At 71.8% G+C, this 15,639-nt stretch carries 18 protein-coding genes and 1 pseudogene; 9 read left to right on the forward strand and 10 right to left on the reverse strand.

What is annotated here, in order from left to right:
- Positions 1–64: 64 nt before the first annotated feature.
- Positions 65–463, forward strand: coding sequence for a hypothetical protein (locus ACQPY4_RS14760; protein WP_433336548.1), 399 nt, complete (start codon positions 65–67; stop codon positions 461–463).
- Between the two features lie 111 nt (positions 464–574).
- Entirely contained in the window at positions 575–1,249 is a 675-nt protein-coding gene (locus ACQPY4_RS14765; RefSeq protein ID WP_433336550.1) for a DUF6766 family protein, read from the forward strand.
- A gap of 6 nt (positions 1,250–1,255) precedes the next feature.
- On the opposite strand, the gene ACQPY4_RS14770 is transcribed toward ACQPY4_RS14765, so the two are convergent.
- From ACQPY4_RS14770 to ACQPY4_RS14785, 4 genes are read right to left on the reverse strand one after another with little or no spacing between them, the layout of a single operon-like run.
- Positions 1,256–2,278, reverse strand: a complete 1,023-nt coding sequence (locus ACQPY4_RS14770; protein WP_433336552.1) for a YihY/virulence factor BrkB family protein — start codon at positions 2,276–2,278, stop codon at positions 1,256–1,258.
- 40 nt (positions 2,279–2,318) lie between these two features.
- On the reverse strand, positions 2,319–2,582 hold the full coding sequence (locus ACQPY4_RS14775) for a DUF4235 domain-containing protein (RefSeq protein ID WP_433336554.1): 264 nt from the start codon (positions 2,580–2,582) through the stop codon (positions 2,319–2,321).
- 7 nt (positions 2,583–2,589) lie between these two features.
- A complete protein-coding gene (locus ACQPY4_RS14780) occupies positions 2,590–3,318 on the reverse strand; it encodes a DUF3618 domain-containing protein (RefSeq protein WP_433336556.1) in 729 nt (242 codons plus the stop codon).
- Complete coding sequence (locus ACQPY4_RS14785; protein WP_433336558.1) at positions 3,315–3,755, reverse strand: phage holin family protein; 441 nt, start codon at positions 3,753–3,755, stop codon at positions 3,315–3,317. The genes ACQPY4_RS14780 and ACQPY4_RS14785 overlap by 4 nt, the downstream gene beginning before the upstream one ends.
- Positions 3,756–3,924: 169 nt before the next feature.
- Between ACQPY4_RS14785 and ACQPY4_RS14790 the strand changes: the two genes are divergently transcribed.
- Both ACQPY4_RS14790 and ACQPY4_RS14795 read left to right on the forward strand, forming a co-directional pair.
- A complete protein-coding gene (locus ACQPY4_RS14790; protein ID WP_433336560.1) occupies positions 3,925–4,899 on the forward strand; it encodes a Ppx/GppA family phosphatase in 975 nt (324 codons plus the stop codon).
- Between the two features lie 7 nt (positions 4,900–4,906).
- On the forward strand, positions 4,907–5,275 hold the full coding sequence (locus ACQPY4_RS14795; RefSeq protein ID WP_433338920.1) for an AMP-binding enzyme: 369 nt from the start codon (positions 4,907–4,909) through the stop codon (positions 5,273–5,275).
- A 181-nt stretch (positions 5,276–5,456) separates the two neighbouring features.
- On the opposite strand, the pseudogene ACQPY4_RS14800 reads toward ACQPY4_RS14795, so the two are convergent.
- From ACQPY4_RS14800 to ACQPY4_RS14820, 5 genes and pseudogenes are all read right to left on the reverse strand, one after another.
- Positions 5,457–5,792, reverse strand: a pseudogene (locus tag ACQPY4_RS14800) (GNAT family N-acetyltransferase); the annotation flags it as partial.
- Positions 5,793–5,824: 32 nt separating this feature from the next.
- Complete coding sequence (locus tag ACQPY4_RS14805) at positions 5,825–6,199, reverse strand: hypothetical protein (protein WP_433336562.1); 375 nt, start codon at positions 6,197–6,199, stop codon at positions 5,825–5,827.
- A 213-nt stretch (positions 6,200–6,412) separates the two neighbouring features.
- Positions 6,413–7,069, reverse strand: a complete 657-nt coding sequence (locus ACQPY4_RS14810) for a response regulator (protein WP_433336564.1) — start codon at positions 7,067–7,069, stop codon at positions 6,413–6,415.
- Complete coding sequence (locus ACQPY4_RS14815) at positions 7,048–7,767, reverse strand: sensor histidine kinase (protein ID WP_433336566.1); 720 nt, start codon at positions 7,765–7,767, stop codon at positions 7,048–7,050. Before ACQPY4_RS14815 ends, ACQPY4_RS14810 begins: the two co-directional genes overlap by 22 nt.
- A 423-nt stretch (positions 7,768–8,190) precedes the next feature.
- On the reverse strand, positions 8,191–9,618 hold the full coding sequence (locus ACQPY4_RS14820; protein WP_433336568.1) for a sensor histidine kinase: 1,428 nt from the start codon (positions 9,616–9,618) through the stop codon (positions 8,191–8,193).
- 225 nt (positions 9,619–9,843) lie between these two features.
- Between ACQPY4_RS14820 and ACQPY4_RS14825 the strand changes: the two genes are divergently transcribed.
- The gene (locus ACQPY4_RS14825) at positions 9,844–11,988 is read left to right on the forward strand and encodes an MMPL family transporter (protein ID WP_433336570.1); all 2,145 of its coding nucleotides are present in this window, start codon (positions 9,844–9,846) and stop codon (positions 11,986–11,988) included.
- A 190-nt stretch (positions 11,989–12,178) separates the two neighbouring features.
- Here the strand turns inward: ACQPY4_RS14825 and ACQPY4_RS14830 are convergent, their stop codons facing one another.
- Entirely contained in the window at positions 12,179–12,880 is a 702-nt protein-coding gene (locus tag ACQPY4_RS14830; RefSeq protein ID WP_433336572.1) for a response regulator transcription factor, read from the reverse strand.
- Between the two features lie 204 nt (positions 12,881–13,084).
- On the opposite strand from ACQPY4_RS14830, the gene ACQPY4_RS14835 reads away from it, so the two are divergent.
- From ACQPY4_RS14835 to ACQPY4_RS14850, 4 genes are read left to right on the forward strand one after another with little or no spacing between them, the layout of a single operon-like run.
- Entirely contained in the window at positions 13,085–13,828 is a 744-nt protein-coding gene (locus ACQPY4_RS14835; RefSeq protein WP_433336574.1) for an SDR family NAD(P)-dependent oxidoreductase, read from the forward strand.
- Positions 13,828–14,148 carry an antibiotic biosynthesis monooxygenase family protein gene (locus ACQPY4_RS14840; RefSeq protein ID WP_433336576.1) on the forward strand — a complete coding sequence of 107 codons (321 nt, stop codon included), beginning with the start codon at positions 13,828–13,830 and terminating at the stop codon, positions 14,146–14,148. Before ACQPY4_RS14835 ends, ACQPY4_RS14840 begins: the two co-directional genes overlap by 1 nt.
- On the forward strand, positions 14,145–14,456 hold the full coding sequence (locus ACQPY4_RS14845; protein WP_433336578.1) for an antibiotic biosynthesis monooxygenase family protein: 312 nt from the start codon (positions 14,145–14,147) through the stop codon (positions 14,454–14,456). The genes ACQPY4_RS14840 and ACQPY4_RS14845 overlap by 4 nt, the downstream gene beginning before the upstream one ends.
- Positions 14,453–15,628 (forward strand): FAD-dependent monooxygenase, encoded by a 1,176-nt coding sequence (locus ACQPY4_RS14850; RefSeq protein ID WP_433336580.1) that lies wholly within the window; start codon positions 14,453–14,455, stop codon positions 15,626–15,628. Before ACQPY4_RS14845 ends, ACQPY4_RS14850 begins: the two co-directional genes overlap by 4 nt.
- Positions 15,629–15,639 lie beyond the last annotated feature (11 nt).

The raw sequence follows: 15,639 nt of genomic DNA on the forward strand, positions 1-15,639 counted from the left end.
GGCGCCGATCGTTTCCGCAGTACGGAGCGTGTTCCACCCGGGAAACCAGGGGTAGAAGATGTTCATGACGCGTCGCATGGCGCGGTGCATGGCGGCCGCCGCGCTTCTCGGAGCCGCCGCCACGGGGTGCTCGGCCTCCGACGAGGAGGACGCGGTCCGCGCGGCGGCCGAGGCGCTGTTCGGCGCCGTCCGGGCGGGCGACGGGGCGCGGGCGTGCGCGAGCCTGGTGCCGCGTGCCGTCGAGGGGCTGGAGTCGCCCGAGGCGCCGTGCCGGGAGCAGGTGCTCAAGGTGGGGCTGGAAGGCGGCCCCGTCGGGCGGGTCGAGGTGTGGAGCGGCCAGGCGCGGGCCCGCGCCGGATCCGACACGGTCTTCCTCGTCCGCTGGGGCGACGGCTGGCGGGTGACGGCGGCCGGATGCGAGAGGAAGCCGGGGGAGCCCTATGACTGCGAAGTGGACGCCTGAGCCATGAAGGCGATGTTCGTCGTGACGCTCGGCGTGATCGTCGTCGGGCTGGCCTACTTCGCCGCCATCGGCCTCCTGCACCGATGACCCGGACGGGGGGAGGGAGGCGAGGTGAAGAGGTTCCTGAAGCACAACGGGCTGACGCTGTTCTTCCTGGCGGCCCTCGTGCTGGCGCTGATCGGCCAGGCGCTCACCGGCCTGGAGGTCTACAACGACCGGCAGGTCGTCCAGGGCGGGCCGCGCGTCGGCCTGCTCGACTACCTGACCAGCTCGGAGTTCGCCGTCGACGTCACCGAGAACTGGCAGTCGGAGTACCTGCAGTTCTTCCTGTACATCTTCGTGACGGTGTGGCTGGTGCAGCGCGGGTCGCCGGAGTCGAAGAAGCCCGGCGAGGAGGGCACCGAGTCCGACCGCGAGCAGCACACCGGGCGCCACGCCCGCGCCTCCTCGCCCGAGGCGGTCCGCTCCGGCGGCCTGCGCGAGCTGGTGTTCTCCCGCTCGCTCGGCCTGGTGATGGCCACGATCTTCGTGCTGTCCTGGCTGATCCAGTCGCTGACCGGCTGGGTGGCGCACAACGCCGAGCGCCTCGGCGACCACCAGGACACCCTGTCCTGGTTCGGCTACCTCGCCTCGGCGGAGTTCTGGAACCGGACGCTGCAGAACTGGCAGTCGGAGTTCCTCGCCGTCGCCTCGATGGCCGCGTTCTCGATCTACCTGCGGCAGCGGGGATCGCCGGAGTCCAAGCCCGTGGGGTCGTCCCACGACGCCACCGGGGTCGAGGGCTGAGGGCGGCTACTCGCGGTCGTGGTCGCGCACGTCGCTGAGCTCGTCCTCGTCGAACGTGCGGGTGTCGCGGGGGACGACATAGGGCTCGCGGTCCTCGGGGTGGCCGCCCACGATCGCGCGGCCCCGTTCGAGTTCGGCGTTGAACTCGGCGCCCAGCAGGATCGCGACGTTGGTCACCCAGAGCCAGACCAGGAAGACGATCAGCCCGGCCAGGCTGCCGTAGGTCTTGTTGTAGGACCCGAAGTTGGCCACGTAGAAGGCGAACCCGGCCGAGGCGGCGAGCCAGACGAGCATCGCCAGGACGCCGCCAGGGCTCACCCAGCGGAACCCGTGCCTGGCGTTGGGCGAGGCCCAGTACAGCAGCGCGAACAGGAGGCTGACCACCAGCAGCAGGACGGGCCACTTGGCGATGTTCCACGCGGTGACGGCCGCCGACTCCAGCCCGAGCAGGTCGCCGGCCTTGCGCGCCAGCGGTCCCGAGACCACCACGGCGATGGCCGAGACGGCCAGCAGCACCAGGGTCGCCACCGTCAGCGCCACCCGGAGGGGCAGCGTCTTCCACAGCGGCCGCCCCTCGGGGATGTCGTAGACGACGTTGGACGCCCGCATGAACGCGCCGACATAGCCGGACGCCGACCAGAACGCGGCCGCCAGACCGAGCAGCGCCACGAGCCCGGCGCCGCCCCTGCCGCGCTGGAGCTCGGTCAGCGCGTTGACCAGCACGTCCTTGACCGACCCCGGCGCCGTCTTGCCCACGTTGTCGATGAGGTCCTGGCTGACCGAGGTCCCGGCCAGCCCCACGAGGGAGACGATCACCAGCATCGCCGGGAAGATCGACAGCACGCTGTAGTAGGTGAGCGCGGCGGCCCAGTCGCCGAGGCCGTCGTCCATGTACTCCTTGACGGTGCGCTTGAGCGCGCCCCACCAGGAGCCCGCCGGCAGGCCGGCGGGGGTGTCGGGCGTGGCCTCGGACGTGCCTTCGGAGGTGCTCGCGGACGTGGCGTCGCCGGTCCTGGCGTGCCTGCTCATGATCGTCTCCCTCGGGGGTCAGGAGCGCCGGGCGGCCCGGTCAGTCGTCGCCCGGCCAGCGGCCCGTCGCCTTGCGGACGCCGTGGGCGCCCGCGCGCTGGGTGGCCGCCTTCACCAGCCCGAAGATCGCGCCCTGCGCCGCGGCCGCGACCAGCACCTGCCCCCAGGTGTAGTCGCGGTCGTCGGCGTCAGGGGCGTCGTCCTGGCCGGCGACCCGCTTCCAGATCTGCTTGAACACCGCCCCGGCCAGCACGCCGCCGAGGACGCTGAAGGCCAGGGACAGCAGCTTGTAGATCGCCGTCATCGTGGCCTCACACGCCGCCGTCGGCGTCCTTCGTGCGGGACGCCTTTCTGCGGCGCGCCATCCCGAGGACGAGCAGGGCGACGGCGGCGGCCGTCGCGGCCTTGGCCTGGGTCCCCGACGGGGAGGCCGAGGCCGGGGCGCGCTTGGCCGCGGCCTGCTTGGCGGTCATCGCCGCGGCCTGGCTCTTGGCGGCGGCCTGCTTGGCGCCGGTCGCCGCGACCTGGCCCTTGGCCGCCATCTGGCCGCCCGTGCTCGCCGTCACGCGTCCGGCCTTCTGGGCGAAGCCGAGCATCCGGTCCCAGCGGGACCGCCTGCGGGCCGCCAGGCGGCGCCGGACGACCACCGCGACCGGCACGCCGACGGCCGTCGCGGCGGCGGCCACGGCGGCGCCGCGCTTGGCGGCGGGCGGGAGGTCGGCCGGGGCCGTCGCGGTCTGCTTGGCCTGGTCGGTCACGCGGCGGGCGGTGGCCTGCGCCTGGTGCCCGGTGTGCCCGGCCTTGGCGCGCGCCGCGTGCAGCTTGTCCTGGGCCGTGGTCGTGATCTGGCTCTTCACTTGTTCCGCCTTCTCCTTGGCGCGGGCCTTGGCGTCGGCCTTGGCGGCGAGGGCCGCCACGGTGTCGCCGAGTTCCTCGCGTCTGTGGCTGATCTCTTCGCGCAGTTCCTGGGTGGTGGCACCCTCGGAGCTCGGGGCGTGGCCCGGCTCGTGTCCGGTGGCACCGGGTCCGGTGGTGGTCATCGGTGTGCTCTCCCCTTGATCTCGGTGAGGTCGCGCTTGGCGGATTCGATCGCCTGCTCCGGCATCGGGGGCGCGGCCTGGCGGACCTGCTTGCGGCCCACCATCGCCATCACCCCGGCGATCGCGAGCAGCACCAGGCCGATGATGAGGGCCGAGGCCCAGACGGGAAGGGCCAGCGCCAGGGCCGCGATGGCCGCGGCCAGCAGGGCGCCGACGCCGTACAGCGCCACGATCCCGGCGCCGCCGAACAGCCCGGCTCCCTTGCCCGCGTGCCTGCCCTTGTCCTTGACCTCGGCGACGGCCAGGCGCATCTCGGCGCGCACCAGCTCGGAGATCTGCTGCGACGCCTGCTTGACCAGGTCGCCCGTGCCCGGCTCGACCGCGTCCGGCGCAGGCGCCTCGACGCGGTGCCCCACCGACGGCTGCACCGTACTCATCACGCTCAACTCCCCTGCCATCTGATCGCCTTCGGCTCTCGCCGGCGTTCGAATGAAACCTTGCATGGCCGTTCCCCGTGTCACCGGCCTAAACCCCTGGGTGATCGGCCGGTGCCCTTCTCGCGTCCCCACCGGGGATAGGGCGTGCTTTCGCGGGTAAAGCGCGGCTATGCGAATCGGTGTTCTCGACGTCGGATCGAACTCCGCGCATTTGAAAGTGATGGACGTGCACCCGGGCCGCCCCCTCGTGGGGGTCGCGACGGTGAAGCACCCGACCCGCCTGGCCGAGGCCATCGCCCGGGACGGGACGGTGGCCGAGCGGGCGGTGTGCCGTCTGGCCGCCGCGGTGCGGGAGGCCGTCGCCGCGGCCGAGGACCAGGGAGTGGACGAGCTCGTCGCGTTCGCCACCTCCGCGGTCCGCGACGCCGCGAACCGCGAGGCGATCCTGACCCGGGTGGAGGCGGCGACGGGAGTCCGGCTGAAGTTCCTGACCGGGCCCGACGAGGCGCGGCTGACCTTCCTGGCGGCGCGCTCCTGGTACGGGTGGTCGGCCGGGCGGCTGCTGCTCGCCGACATCGGCGGCGGCTCGCTGGAGGTCGCCTACGGTGACGGAGAGGAACCCGCCCTGGCGCTGTCGCTCCCGCTGGGCGCCGGACGGCTGACCCGCGAGCTGCTGCCCGACGACCCGCCCCGGCGCAAGCACGTCCGCAGGCTGCGCGCCCGGGTCCGGGAGGAGCTGGGCGAGGCCATGGCCGGTGTGGCGGCGGAACTGGACGGGCGGCCGCCGCTGCGTCCGGTGGCCACGTCCAAGACGTTCACCCAGCTGGCCCGGCTGACCGGGGCGCCCCGGTACAAGGAGGGGCCCTATGTCCGCCGGACGCTGGAGCTGGAGCGGCTGCGCGAGCAGATCCCCGTGCTGAGCAGGCTGGACCGGCTGTCGCGGGCCAAGCTGCGCGGCGTCTCGCGGCCCCGCGCCCACCAGATCCTCGCGGGCGCGGTCGTCGCCGAGTCGCTGATGACCGTCCTGCGGCTCGAACGGCTGGACATCTGTCCCTGGGCGCTGCGCGAGGGCATCGTCACCCGGCATCTCCAGGCGATGACCGCCTCGGCTCTGGAGGCCGGGACGCTCGGCTCCGTGGCATGATCGCGAGATGTCCTACGACGACGTCGAGGCCGAGCTGGCAAGGCATCCGAGGATCTCCGAGTGCGCGGTCCTGCGGATTCCCACCGCGCCCGGAAAGGACGCGCTGGTCGCCTATGTCGTGACGGGACGGCCCATCGACGCCGCGGAGATCCGCGAGTTCCTGGCGGCGCCCCGGGTGCCCCCGGGTCGGAGCCGTCGGGGGCGACACCGCCGATCATCTCCGTTCCGCTCCACCCGAGCAGCGCGGCGACGTCCTTCGCCCATGTGTCCTCGACGGGTTCCGGCAGGACGACCAGCGCCGGGTCGCGCGCGCAGAACGCGGCCAGGCAGGAGTAGTGGTCGGGGCCGCGCACACCGCCGCCGAACTGCCCGTTGAACTCGGCGACGTTGCCGACCACGACCGCGCCGCCCGTGCTCCAGGCCCGCGACCAGGCCGGTTCGGGCGGCACCGGCCAGGCGTCCAGCACGGGGAGCCGTCCCCGCGTCTCCCCGCCCCGGCGCTCGGCGCCCATCGCGCGGTAGAAGCCCTCGGCATGGGGGTCGGACTCGATGGTCAGGCGGTGGAACCCGAGCCGCGCGGCCTCGTCCAGCACGTGCCGGTACAGGAGCCGTCCGGTGCCGGTGCCGATCTCCTCGGGCTCGACGAACAGCATCCCGAGCCCGCCGTGCGGCGGTTCGCCCTCCAGCGTGGCCAGGCCGACGACCCGGCCGTCCCGTTCGGCCGCGACGGTGCGCCGCGTGGCTACGCCGTCCGGTGGCAGCGTGAGCTCGCCGCGACAGGCTTCGAGGAAGGCGCGGTCATAGCCCCAGTGGGCCTTGGACCGCAGGGCGAGGGCGCTCAGGAACCCGGCCTCGTCCGGCCTGGCCGGCCGCAGCCGCACCGCTCCGCCCATGCCGGGATGATCTCACGGCGGGCACCGCGCGCTCAGACCAGGAACAGGGGCAGGCCGTGCTCGCCGCGTAGGGCGCCGACGAGGCGGCGGGTCCGCCGCCGCCGCAGCGACGGACGGCGGACGAAGACCCAGCGGGGCGGGCTGTGCTCGGCGAGCGCGGCGACCCGGGGGACCGGGTCGCCGGTGCACGGCACCAGCGTCCAGCGGACGCCGAACGGCTCCATCAACGTGCAGAGCCGGCTGAACAGCTCAAGCTCGATCTCGCCGTCGAACCAGCGGGCGGCGGCGGACGGGTCGAAGCAGACCGCCCAGGGCGGCTCGATCAGCAGCGCCACCGTGACCGTGTCGCCGGTGAGGGACGCCAGCCGCGCCGCCGCCACGGCCGCGCGCAGATCCAGCTCGGTCACGGCGATCAAATGGCCGGCACTCGGGCCGGCCGGCCATTCCGCCCCGCTTTCCTGAAAGGGCTGTCGAGTCACCATGCGGTTCGCTCCCGGTACCGGCCAATGCCTCCTTTGAATGTAGGAACCGGAAAGCGAACCGTCTCCCGGCGCGGGGAGGGGAATTCCTCTCCCCCGGAAAGGGGAGCGCTCATCCTCGCGGGGGAGCGGAATGCGCGGCTAGACGAGACCGTTCTCGTACGCGTAGATCACTATTTGCACGCGGTCGCGGACGCCGAGCTTCTGGTAGAGGTGCTGGACATGGGATTTCACCGTGCTGGCCCGCAGCGTGAGGATCGCGGCCATCTCCTCGTTGGTGTGCCCGCGCACCAGGAGCTTGAAGACGTCGCGCTCGCGGTCGGTGAGGCCGTCCAGCGCGCCCGCCGTACCGGCCGCCAGCACCGGCCTGCGTGAGAACTCCGAGATCAGCCGCCGGGTGACCGACGGCGACAGCAGGGCCTCGCCCGAGGTGACCTCCTTGACCGCCTCGATCAGCCGCCGGGTCGGGGTGTCCTTGAGGATGAAGCCGCTGGCCCCGATGCGCAGCGCCTCGAACAGGTAGTCGTCCTGGTCGAACATGGTCAGGATGATGACCTTGGTCTTGCGGTACAGGTCGTCGCCGCAGATCTGGCGGGTCGCGTCGAGCCCGTTCATGCGGGGCATGTTGATGTCCATCAGGACGATGTCGGGCAGGTGGGCCCGCACCCCCCGGACGGCCTCGGCCCCGTCGGACGCCTCGCCCACGGCCACGATCTCGGGCACGCCCTCGAAGGTGGCCTTCAGCCCGTCCCTGACCAGCGGCTGGTCGTCCGCGATCAGGATGCGGATCGGATCCATGTCACATCCCCGTCATTGTCGTCGGCATCGGCGATGGTGGCGGCGGGCGCCGCGGGCGCCGTCTCCACCTCGTCCAGGGGAATGCGGGCCCGTACCAGGAAGCCGCCCCCCGGAGGCACCCCGTACTCGAAGGTCCCGCTGACCTGCGCGACGCGTTCGCGCAGGCCGATCAGTCCGTAACTGCCCGGCCGCCGCGGGGACAGCGGCCTGATGTCGGTCAGGCGGACGTCGCAGGAGGCGACGGTGCCGTTGCTGACGCAAAGGGTGAGGTTCTCCTCACCGAAGCTGACCGCGACCTGGATCGGACCGGAGCCGTGCTTGACGGCGTTGGTCAGGCTCTCCTGGACGATCCGGAGCGCCGCGTTGCGCCGGACGGCGGGCAGGTGCCCGTCGCGCTCGGCGTTGTCGACCGTCATGCCGAACTCGGTGTCCGGCAGGTGGATGCCCAGGTCGGCGATCGCCAGGTGCAGCGGTCCCACCGGTGCCGGGGCGACCGGCGGCGCGCCCTGGCGGAGCTCGCCGATCAGCTGGCGGACCTCGCCCATTGTTGAGTGGACGGCCTCGTCGATGGCGTCGGCGACGGCCTGCGCCTGCGGCGCGATTCCCGGGAGGCGGCGGGCGTTCATCGCGATGACGACGAGCCCGTGCCCCACCGTGTCGTGCAGTTCTCGGGAGATGCGGCGGCGTTCGTTTCGCAACGCCCCCAGAATGTGGCGCGAATCACGCCTGCGACGGGCCAGTGAAAACCCGAGGACGCCGATCGCACCGACGATTACCCCCAGTGCGAAATTTTCCCCCATGCCTGGATCCCAGGAAATGTGAAAAATCTTCAGAGATGTCACTTCCCCCCCCAAGGGAGCGCTCAAGGTCGAAAGATTCTCTTGGTTGCGCGAGGCGGGGGAGCGCGCGCAGTGGGGCCCTCTCTGGGACCCCACGCGAAAGACTATTGACGCGGTAAAACCTTTGCAAGCGTTTTCTGAGTTAATTCTATGAAACGCTGATGGTTATCTCGCGTCGTGTGAGTGGTCGTTCTCAATGAGTCACGTAAGGAAGGATACGGTGTAGAGTCAGGGGTCGGATACCATTTAGACGCTGGCCACGATTGGCCATTGTGGGGCGCCTTACACCTGCTCGTCATCCACGGTCGGGAACTCTCCGAGCGGAAGCACCACGCGGACGCACGCGCCCGAATCGGGCTCCGAACGCATCGAGACCTGGCCACCGTGGGCCTCCACGACCGCCGCGACGATGGAAAGCCCGAGGCCCGCGCCGCCGTTGTCCTTGCCCCGGGTCGAGCCGGCCCTGAAGAACCGTTCGAAGGCGCGGTCGACATCGGATTCCGAAAGTCCCGGTCCTTCGTCGGCCACTTCGAGCACGGCCCGGTCCGGCCCCGCGGTCAGCCGCACGGTGGCCGCCGTCCCCGGCGGTGTGTGCTGCCGCACGTTCGCCAGCAGATTCACCACGACCTGCCGGAGCCGGTCGGAATCGCCGGTGACGACCAGCGGGCCCTCGCCCTCCAGCTCCAGCGGCCTGGCGGGGTCGACCGCCCGGGCGTCGGCGACCGTCTCCGCGGCGATCACCGCCAGGTCGACGGGCCGGCGCTCCAGCGGGCGGCCCTGGTCGAGCCGGGCCAGGAGCAGCAGCTCGTCGACCAGCACGCCCATGCGCTCGGCCTCGGACTCGATGCGCGCCATCGCCTTGCCCAGGTCCTCGGGCCTGGACGCCGCGCCGCGCCGGAACAGCTCGGCGTAACCGCGCACGGTGGCCACCGGCGTCCGCAGCTCGTGCGAGGCGTCGGCCACGAACCGCCGCAGCTTGTTCTCGGCCGCCATCCGCTCGCGGAACGCGGCCTCGATCTGGCCGAGCATGTCGTTGAGCGCCTTGCCGAGCCGTCCGACCTCGGTTCGCGGGTCGACGGTGTCGACCCGCTGGGCCAGGTCGCCCGCGCCGATGGCGCCCGCCTTGTCGGCGATCGCCTCCAGCGGGCGCAGCCCGCGCTTGACCGCGGTGCCCGCGAGCATCGCCACACCGATCAGCGCCGCCAGGCCGAAGACGGTCAGGGAACCGACCACGCGCGGGACGACGTCGCCCGACGGCGGTGTCCGGATCGCGATGATCAGGAAGCGGTTCCCATCGGGGAGCCAGGCGGTGCGGATGCTGAAGCTGGAACTCTCGCCGTCGCCGTCCAGGCGCCAGAAGCGCTCGCCGTCGGGGTTGCCGCGGCTCACCCGTCCCGGCCTGGGCCGCGAGTCCAGCGAGGGCGCCGCCCCGTACTGGACGGTCTGCAGGACGCGGTCGTCGGCGGAGCGGATCTGGAAGAAGGACGGGATGCCGCCGCTGACGGCCTGCGAGCGCCACAGGGCGTTCACGTCGTCGGGCGGCGCCGCGGCCGTGACCAGCCCCTTGTCGCCGATGACCTCGGCCGCCTGGCGGCCGATCTGCGACAGGGTCCGGTCGTGCGACTGCGACTGCCAGTCGCGCAGCGCGGCGAAGGTGGAGATGCCCGAGAGCACCAGCGCCAGCGCCGCCAGCACCACCGAAGTGATCATCAGTCGCCTGCGCAGTGACACCGTCGCCCCCGTCCTGGTCGGCCCGTATCGCCCCGCGGTGTCCACGATGCCAGGTCTCAGTTTGACTCCACCATCTTCTGGGGAGTTGAGCGAACTCTTAGAAAACGCTGTGAGGCGCTTAGAGAATGCTGTGGATCACAATTCTCTGCGACTTCTAAGAACGCCCGCATATCGACTGAAGACGACTCCGGTGCACTTGAGTGCATGGAAACACTCTCTGGTTTCGTGCTACGGCACAAGTTGCTCGTGGCCATGCTCTGGCTCGCGGCCACGGCCGCCGGGGCGTTCGCGGTCACCCAGGTCCAGGACCGTCTCGCCGAGGGCTTCGCGCCACCCGGCTCGGCGGCGCGGGACGCCAACCAGGCGATCGCCGATATCTACCGCACCGGCGGCGAGGCGACCCCCGCCGTCCCGGTGATCACCCTGCCCGCCGGGCAGACCGTTGATTCCCCCGGGGTCAAGGAGACGCTCGCCAAGGCGTTCCAGTCCGCCGGGCAGAAGGCCGGCGCCCGCGTGGTGTCTTACGGGGACACCGGCGACAAGCGCTTTGTCGGCTCGGACGGCCGCACGACGTTCGGCCTGGCGTTCGCCCGGTTGCCCGCGGGGCCGGAGGCCGACGAGCCGCCGGACGTGAGCAAGCCGCTGGCCGCCGCCCTCCAGGCTGAGCTGCCCGGCAGCACGGTCCGGGTCACCGGCCTGGAGCTGCTCGGCGAGGGCGAGGGACGCGGCGGCGTCAGCGTGCTGACCGAGACCCTCGTCGGCGGGCTCGGGGCGCTGCTGGTGCTGGCGTTCGTGTTCGGTTCGTTCCTGGCCTTCATCCCTCTGATCATCGCGATCGTGTCGATCCTCGGCTCGTTCCTGGTCGTCTACGGGCTCACCAGTATCACCGAGATCAACTTCATGGTGCAGTTCGTGGTCGCGCTGATCGGGCTGGGCATCGCGATCGACTACTCGCTGCTGCTGGTCACCCGGTGGCGCGAGGAGCGCGCGAAGGGGTACTCGGGCGAGGAGGCGGTCCACCGGGCCATGGCCACGGCCGGGCGCTCGGTGGTGTTCAGCGGCGTGGCCGTGACGATCGGCCTGATCGCCATGCTCGTCCTGCCCGTCCCGTTCCTGCGCAGCGTCGCCTACGGCGGAATGATCATCCCGACGGTCAGCGTGCTGGCCACCCTCACCCTTCTCCCGCTGCTGCTCGCGACCGTCGGCAGCCGGATGGACTGGCCCCGGATCCGCAAGGACAAGGGCGCCAGCCGCGCCTGGACGGCCTGGACCCGCGGCGTCATCCGCTTCCGGGTCCCGGCGGCCCTGGCGGCCGGCGGCATCCTGGTCGCGCTCGCGCTGACCTCGCTCAACATCAACCTCGGCGAGGCCGGGAGCCAGGCGCTGGCCAAGTCGGGCCCCGCGTACCAGGGCCTGGCCGACATGAAGCGGACCGGCGTCCCCAGCGGGACGCTCACCCCGATCGACGTGCTCGTGCGTCCGGGCACCGACCCGCAGCAGGTGGCGAGCAAGCTCGCCCAGGTCGAGGGCGTGCGCACGGCGGTCGCCCCGGCGGGCGCCGACTGGAGGCAGGGCGGGACGGCGCTGGTCACGGCGATCCCGATCGACGAGGGCGGCACGGTCGCCGGCAAGGACACCGTCAAGCGCATCCGCGAGGCCGTCCCCGCCGGTACCCAGGTCGGCAGCGACACCGCCAACGACATCGACTTCATCGAGCAGGTCTACGGCGCGTTCCCGCTGATGCTCGTGCTGATCTCGCTGCTCACCTTCGTGCTGCTGGCCAGGGCGTTCCGCTCGATCGTCCTGCCGCTGAAGGCGGTGCTGCTGAACCTGCTGTCGCTGGCGGCGGTGCTCGGATCGATCGTGCTGATCTGGCAGCAGGGCCACGGCAGCGACGCGATCTGGGGCATCTCGGCGACCGGCGCGATCGGCTCGTTCGTCCCCGCGCTGATCTTCGCCTTCCTGTACGGGCTGTCGATGGACTACGAGGTGTTCATCCTGGCCCGCATCCGGGAGGAGTACGACCGGACCGGCGACACCCGCGAGGCCGTCGTCGAGGGGCTCGGCCGCACCGGGCGCCTGGTCACCAGCGCGGCGCTGATCCTCTGCCTGGCCTTCGCCTCGATGGCCGCGGCGCCGATCACCGAGATCAAGATCTTCGCGACCGGGCTCGGCCTGGGCATCCTGCTGGACGCCACGCTGATCCGCGGCATCCTGGTGCCCGCGCTGATCTCGATGTTCGGCCGCTGGAACTGGTGGCTCCCCGGCTGGGCCGCCACCGTCCTGCGGGTCAAGCCCTCCGAGCCGGCGGCGAAGCTGCCGGAACCCGAGCTCAAGCCGGTCGGCTGAGCGCGGCTCACACCCCGCGGAAGAAGACCCCGGCCGTCCCCACCAGGGACGCACCGGGGTCTTCGCCGTCGGTGTCCACGTGGGTGCGGCGCGGCTCCTCGGGGAACGGCTGGGTTTCCGAGGTGGGAGCCCGCCACCCAAGCGAGAAGCCCCGGCCTCCCTTCCAAGGGGCCGGGGCTTCTCGCCGGGGTCAGCGGGCTTCTTTGGGGAGGCGCAGGACGTAGCCGACCCGGGGGACGGTGTGGATCAGGGCGGGGGGCACCGCGTCGACCTTGCGGCGCAGGTAGCTGACATAGGTCTGCACGACGCCGTCGTTGCCGCCGTGGTCGTAGTCCCAAACGTGGTCGAGGATCTGCCGCTTGGTGAGCACGCGGCCGGAGTTCACCACCAGGTAGCGCAGCAGCTTGAACTCGGTCGGGGTGAGCTCCACCGGCTCGCCGTGCCGCCGCACCTCGTAGGCGTCCTCGTCGATCTCCAGATCGGCGAAGCTGAGCACGGCCTGCTCGGTGCCGATGCTGAGCGTCCGGCGCAGCACGGCCCTGATCCTGGCGACCAGCTCCTCCAGGCTGAACGGCTTGGTGACGTAGTCGTCGCCGCCCACCGTCAACCCCGCGATCTTGTCTTCGGTGGCGTCCCGCGCGGTGAGGAAGACCACCGGGGCGTCGTAGCCCGCCCTGCGCAGGCGCTGACAGGTGTCGAGCCCCGACCCGTCGGGCAGCATGACGTCCAGCACGATGAGGTCCGGCCTGAAGTCGCTGACCTGCGTGACCGCTTCGGCGCAGGTCCCCGCGACCTGGGAGACATACCCCTCATACCGCAGGGCCGTTGCCACGAGATCGGCAAGGTAGGGCTCGTCGTCGACAACCAGGATGCGTAGCTCGGGCTTATCCATTCCCTCAGTGTGGACCGCCGGGCTTGGAAAGGGCACAGAGATCCCTGTGAGGCCCGTCCGACCGGCGTGGACGCCCTCTCGGGATCCTCCGCGCGGGCGGTGTGACCGCCGAGCGGGGGAGCCGCCTTCCCCGCCGTCCGGAGGAAGACGCCCCAGGTCGGCGGCCCGTAGCGTCCGAGACGACCCGACGGAAGGGGACGCATCGTGGAATCCGGCTTCATCCTGAACGGCCGTCATGTCCTGGTGACCGGCGGCTCGCGCGGCATCGGACGGGCCATCGTGCTCGCGCTGGCCCACGCGGGCGCCAAAGTGACCGCATGCCATGCCAATCCGAGCACGGCCGTCGACGAGCTGGCCAAGGAACTGGCCGACCTCGGCGCCGAGCACCTGCTCGTCCAGACCGACGTCGCGGTGCCCGCGCAGGTCGACGCGCTGGTCCAGCGGGCGGTCGACCGGTTCGGCCCGCTGCACGGCATCGTCAACAACGCCGGTGTCGTCAGCCACCGGACCATCGAGGACCTGGAGCCCGACGAGTGGAACCGGGTCCTGAACGTCAACCTCACCGGCATGTACCTCACCATCCGCGCCGCGCTCGACTCGCTGGTGCCCGGCGCCTCGATCGTCAACGTCGGGTCCGCCGTCGCGTCCCGCGGGATGCCGGGACGGGTGCACTACACCGCCGCCAAGTCGGGCGTCACCGGCCTCACCCGCTCGCTGTGCAAGGAGCTCGGGCCGCGCGGCATCCGCGTGAACGCGGTGGCGCCCGGGCTGGTGGAGACCGACCAGATGAGCGGCGTCCCGCAGGCCGCCCGCGACCGCTACACCGGCATGATCGGGCTCGCCCGCATCGCCGACCCCGGCGAGCTGGCCGGGCCGGTGATGTTCCTGCTGAGCGAGGCCGCCGGCTATGTCAACGGCGCCACCCTGAACGTGGACGGGGGCATCTGATGATCCGCGCCACCCTGCGGATGCGGGTGCGGCCGGGCGCGGAGGACGCCTTCGAGCGCGCCTGGGACAAGGTCGCCGAGGCGACCGCCCGCAGCCCGCACAACCTGCGCCAGGCGCTGCTGCGCGAGCCCGGCGACAGCGTCTACGTCATCACCAGCGACTGGGCCACCCTGGCCGCCTTCAGGGACTTCGAGCAGAGCCCCGAGCAGGACCGCCTCACGGCGCGCCTCCGGGAGCTGCGCGAGTCCGCCGAAATGACCGTGAACCAGATCGTCCAGCATGTCGACGCCCGCACCGCGGGAGAGGAGAACACGAAATGACCGTGCGCGTGATGGTGCTCGCGACCGTGAAGAACGAGGACTCGACGGCCTTCGAGAGCGCCTACTCCAAGGTGGCCGCGACCGTCGCCGGGACCCCCGGCCACGTCCGCGACGAGCTGCTGCGGGACGAGACCCGCGACGGCGGCTACATCCTGCTCAGCGAGTGGGAGAGCCGCGAGCTGTTCCTGGCCTGGGAGGACGCCCCCGTCCACCGCGAGGCGACCACGCCGATGCGCCCCTACTGGGCCGGACGCGTCGAGCGCCACATCTACCCGCTGCGCGCGACCGCCGAGGGCGTCCGCGCATGACGACCGGCATCGGTGCGGCCGCCGTCGTCGGGGGCGGCATCGGCGGGCTCACCGCCGGTGTCGCCCTGCGGCGGGCGGGCGTGGACGTCACCGTCCACGAGCGCGCCGCCGACCTGAGCCGGATCCAGAGCGGCGGCGGCCTCATGCTCTGGCACAACGCGGTCCGCGCGCTGCGCCACCTCGGCCTGGAGGACCGGCTCACCGCCATCGGCCACCCCATCCACACCCAGGAGTTCCGGTCGTGGCGGGGGCGCCGCCTGGCCAGCTGGCCCGTCGGGAAGCTGACCGAGCGGCTCGGCGTCGGCGTGTTCGCCGTCAGCCGCCCGGAACTGCACCGGATGCTGGTCGGGGCCGTCGGGGAGGACCTGCGGCTGGGCGCGCGCTGCGACGGCGTCACGTTCGAGGACAAGGGCGCCACCGCGCGGATCGGCGGGGACGAGTTGCGTCCCGACCTGCTGGTCGGCGCGGACGGTCTCCGCTCGGCCGTGCGGGCCGCGCTGATGCCCTACGAGCCGCCGCCCCGCTATGTCGGTTACACGGCCTGGCAGGGCGTCGTCCCTGACCCGGGCGTCGAGCCCGGGGTGTTCGTCAACATCTGGGGCCGGGGCCGCCGCTTCGTCTACTACCCGCTGGCCGACGGCCTCGTCTACTGGGACGCGATCACCAGCGACAAGGTCGCCCGGCGCATGGACTCGCTCGGACGATCCGGCGGGGAGATCGTCCGGGAGCAGTTCTCCGGCTGGCCGCATCCGGTGCCGGCGCTGATCGACGCGACGCCGCCGGAGGACATCACGCCCATCTCCATCTTCGACCGCGACCCCGTCCCGCGCTGGAGCACCGACTCGGTGACCCTGCTGGGCGACGCCGCGCACCCGATGGCCTTCAACCTCGGCCAGGGCGGCTGCCAGTCCATCGAGGACGCGCTGGTGCTGGCCGAGTGCGTCACGGAGGCCAATTCCGTCAGCGGCTCCGTCAAAGACGCGCTGGCCGCCTACGAGCGGCGGCGGCTGGCCCGCACCACCACCATCGTCCGGCGGTCCCGCACGATCGGCTCGCTCAGCCGGTGGGACCACCCCGTCTCGTGCGAGTTCCGCGAGATCTTCATGCGGCTGACCTTCGAGCGGGTCGTCTACCGCAAGAGCTTCGACCTGATCACCGACACCGATTTCTGAACCGCCCTGAG

This window comes from Spirillospora sp. CA-294931 (assembly GCF_050946795.1).
In the GTDB taxonomy this organism is placed as follows: Bacteria; Actinomycetota; Actinomycetes; order Streptosporangiales; family Streptosporangiaceae; genus Spirillospora.

Excerpts from the sequence above, each read along its gene's own strand:
- ACQPY4_RS14760 (WP_433336548.1), top strand. The coding sequence starts at position 65 with ATGACGCGTCGCATGGCGCGGTGCATGGCGGCCGCCGCGCTTCTCGGA.
- ACQPY4_RS14790 (WP_433336560.1), top strand. The coding sequence starts at position 3,925 with ATGCGAATCGGTGTTCTCGACGTCGGATCGAACTCCGCGCATTTGAAA.
- ACQPY4_RS14785 (WP_433336558.1), bottom strand. The coding sequence starts at position 3,755 with ATGAGTACGGTGCAGCCGTCGGTGGGGCACCGCGTCGAGGCGCCTGCG.
- ACQPY4_RS14825 (WP_433336570.1), top strand. The coding sequence starts at position 9,844 with ATGGAAACACTCTCTGGTTTCGTGCTACGGCACAAGTTGCTCGTGGCC.
- ACQPY4_RS14840 (WP_433336576.1), top strand. The coding sequence starts at position 13,828 with ATGATCCGCGCCACCCTGCGGATGCGGGTGCGGCCGGGCGCGGAGGAC.
- ACQPY4_RS14795 (WP_433338920.1), top strand. The coding sequence starts at position 4,907 with ATGTCCTACGACGACGTCGAGGCCGAGCTGGCAAGGCATCCGAGGATC.
- ACQPY4_RS14845 (WP_433336578.1), top strand. The coding sequence starts at position 14,145 with ATGACCGTGCGCGTGATGGTGCTCGCGACCGTGAAGAACGAGGACTCG.
- ACQPY4_RS14770 (WP_433336552.1), bottom strand. The coding sequence starts at position 2,278 with ATGAGCAGGCACGCCAGGACCGGCGACGCCACGTCCGCGAGCACCTCC.
- ACQPY4_RS14810 (WP_433336564.1), bottom strand. The coding sequence starts at position 7,069 with ATGGATCCGATCCGCATCCTGATCGCGGACGACCAGCCGCTGGTCAGG.
- ACQPY4_RS14775 (WP_433336554.1), bottom strand. The coding sequence starts at position 2,582 with ATGACGGCGATCTACAAGCTGCTGTCCCTGGCCTTCAGCGTCCTCGGC.
- ACQPY4_RS14830 (WP_433336572.1), bottom strand. The coding sequence starts at position 12,880 with ATGGATAAGCCCGAGCTACGCATCCTGGTTGTCGACGACGAGCCCTAC.
- ACQPY4_RS14780 (WP_433336556.1), bottom strand. The coding sequence starts at position 3,318 with ATGACCACCACCGGACCCGGTGCCACCGGACACGAGCCGGGCCACGCC.
- ACQPY4_RS14820 (WP_433336568.1), bottom strand. The coding sequence starts at position 9,618 with ATGATCACTTCGGTGGTGCTGGCGGCGCTGGCGCTGGTGCTCTCGGGC.
- ACQPY4_RS14850 (WP_433336580.1), top strand. The coding sequence starts at position 14,453 with ATGACGACCGGCATCGGTGCGGCCGCCGTCGTCGGGGGCGGCATCGGC.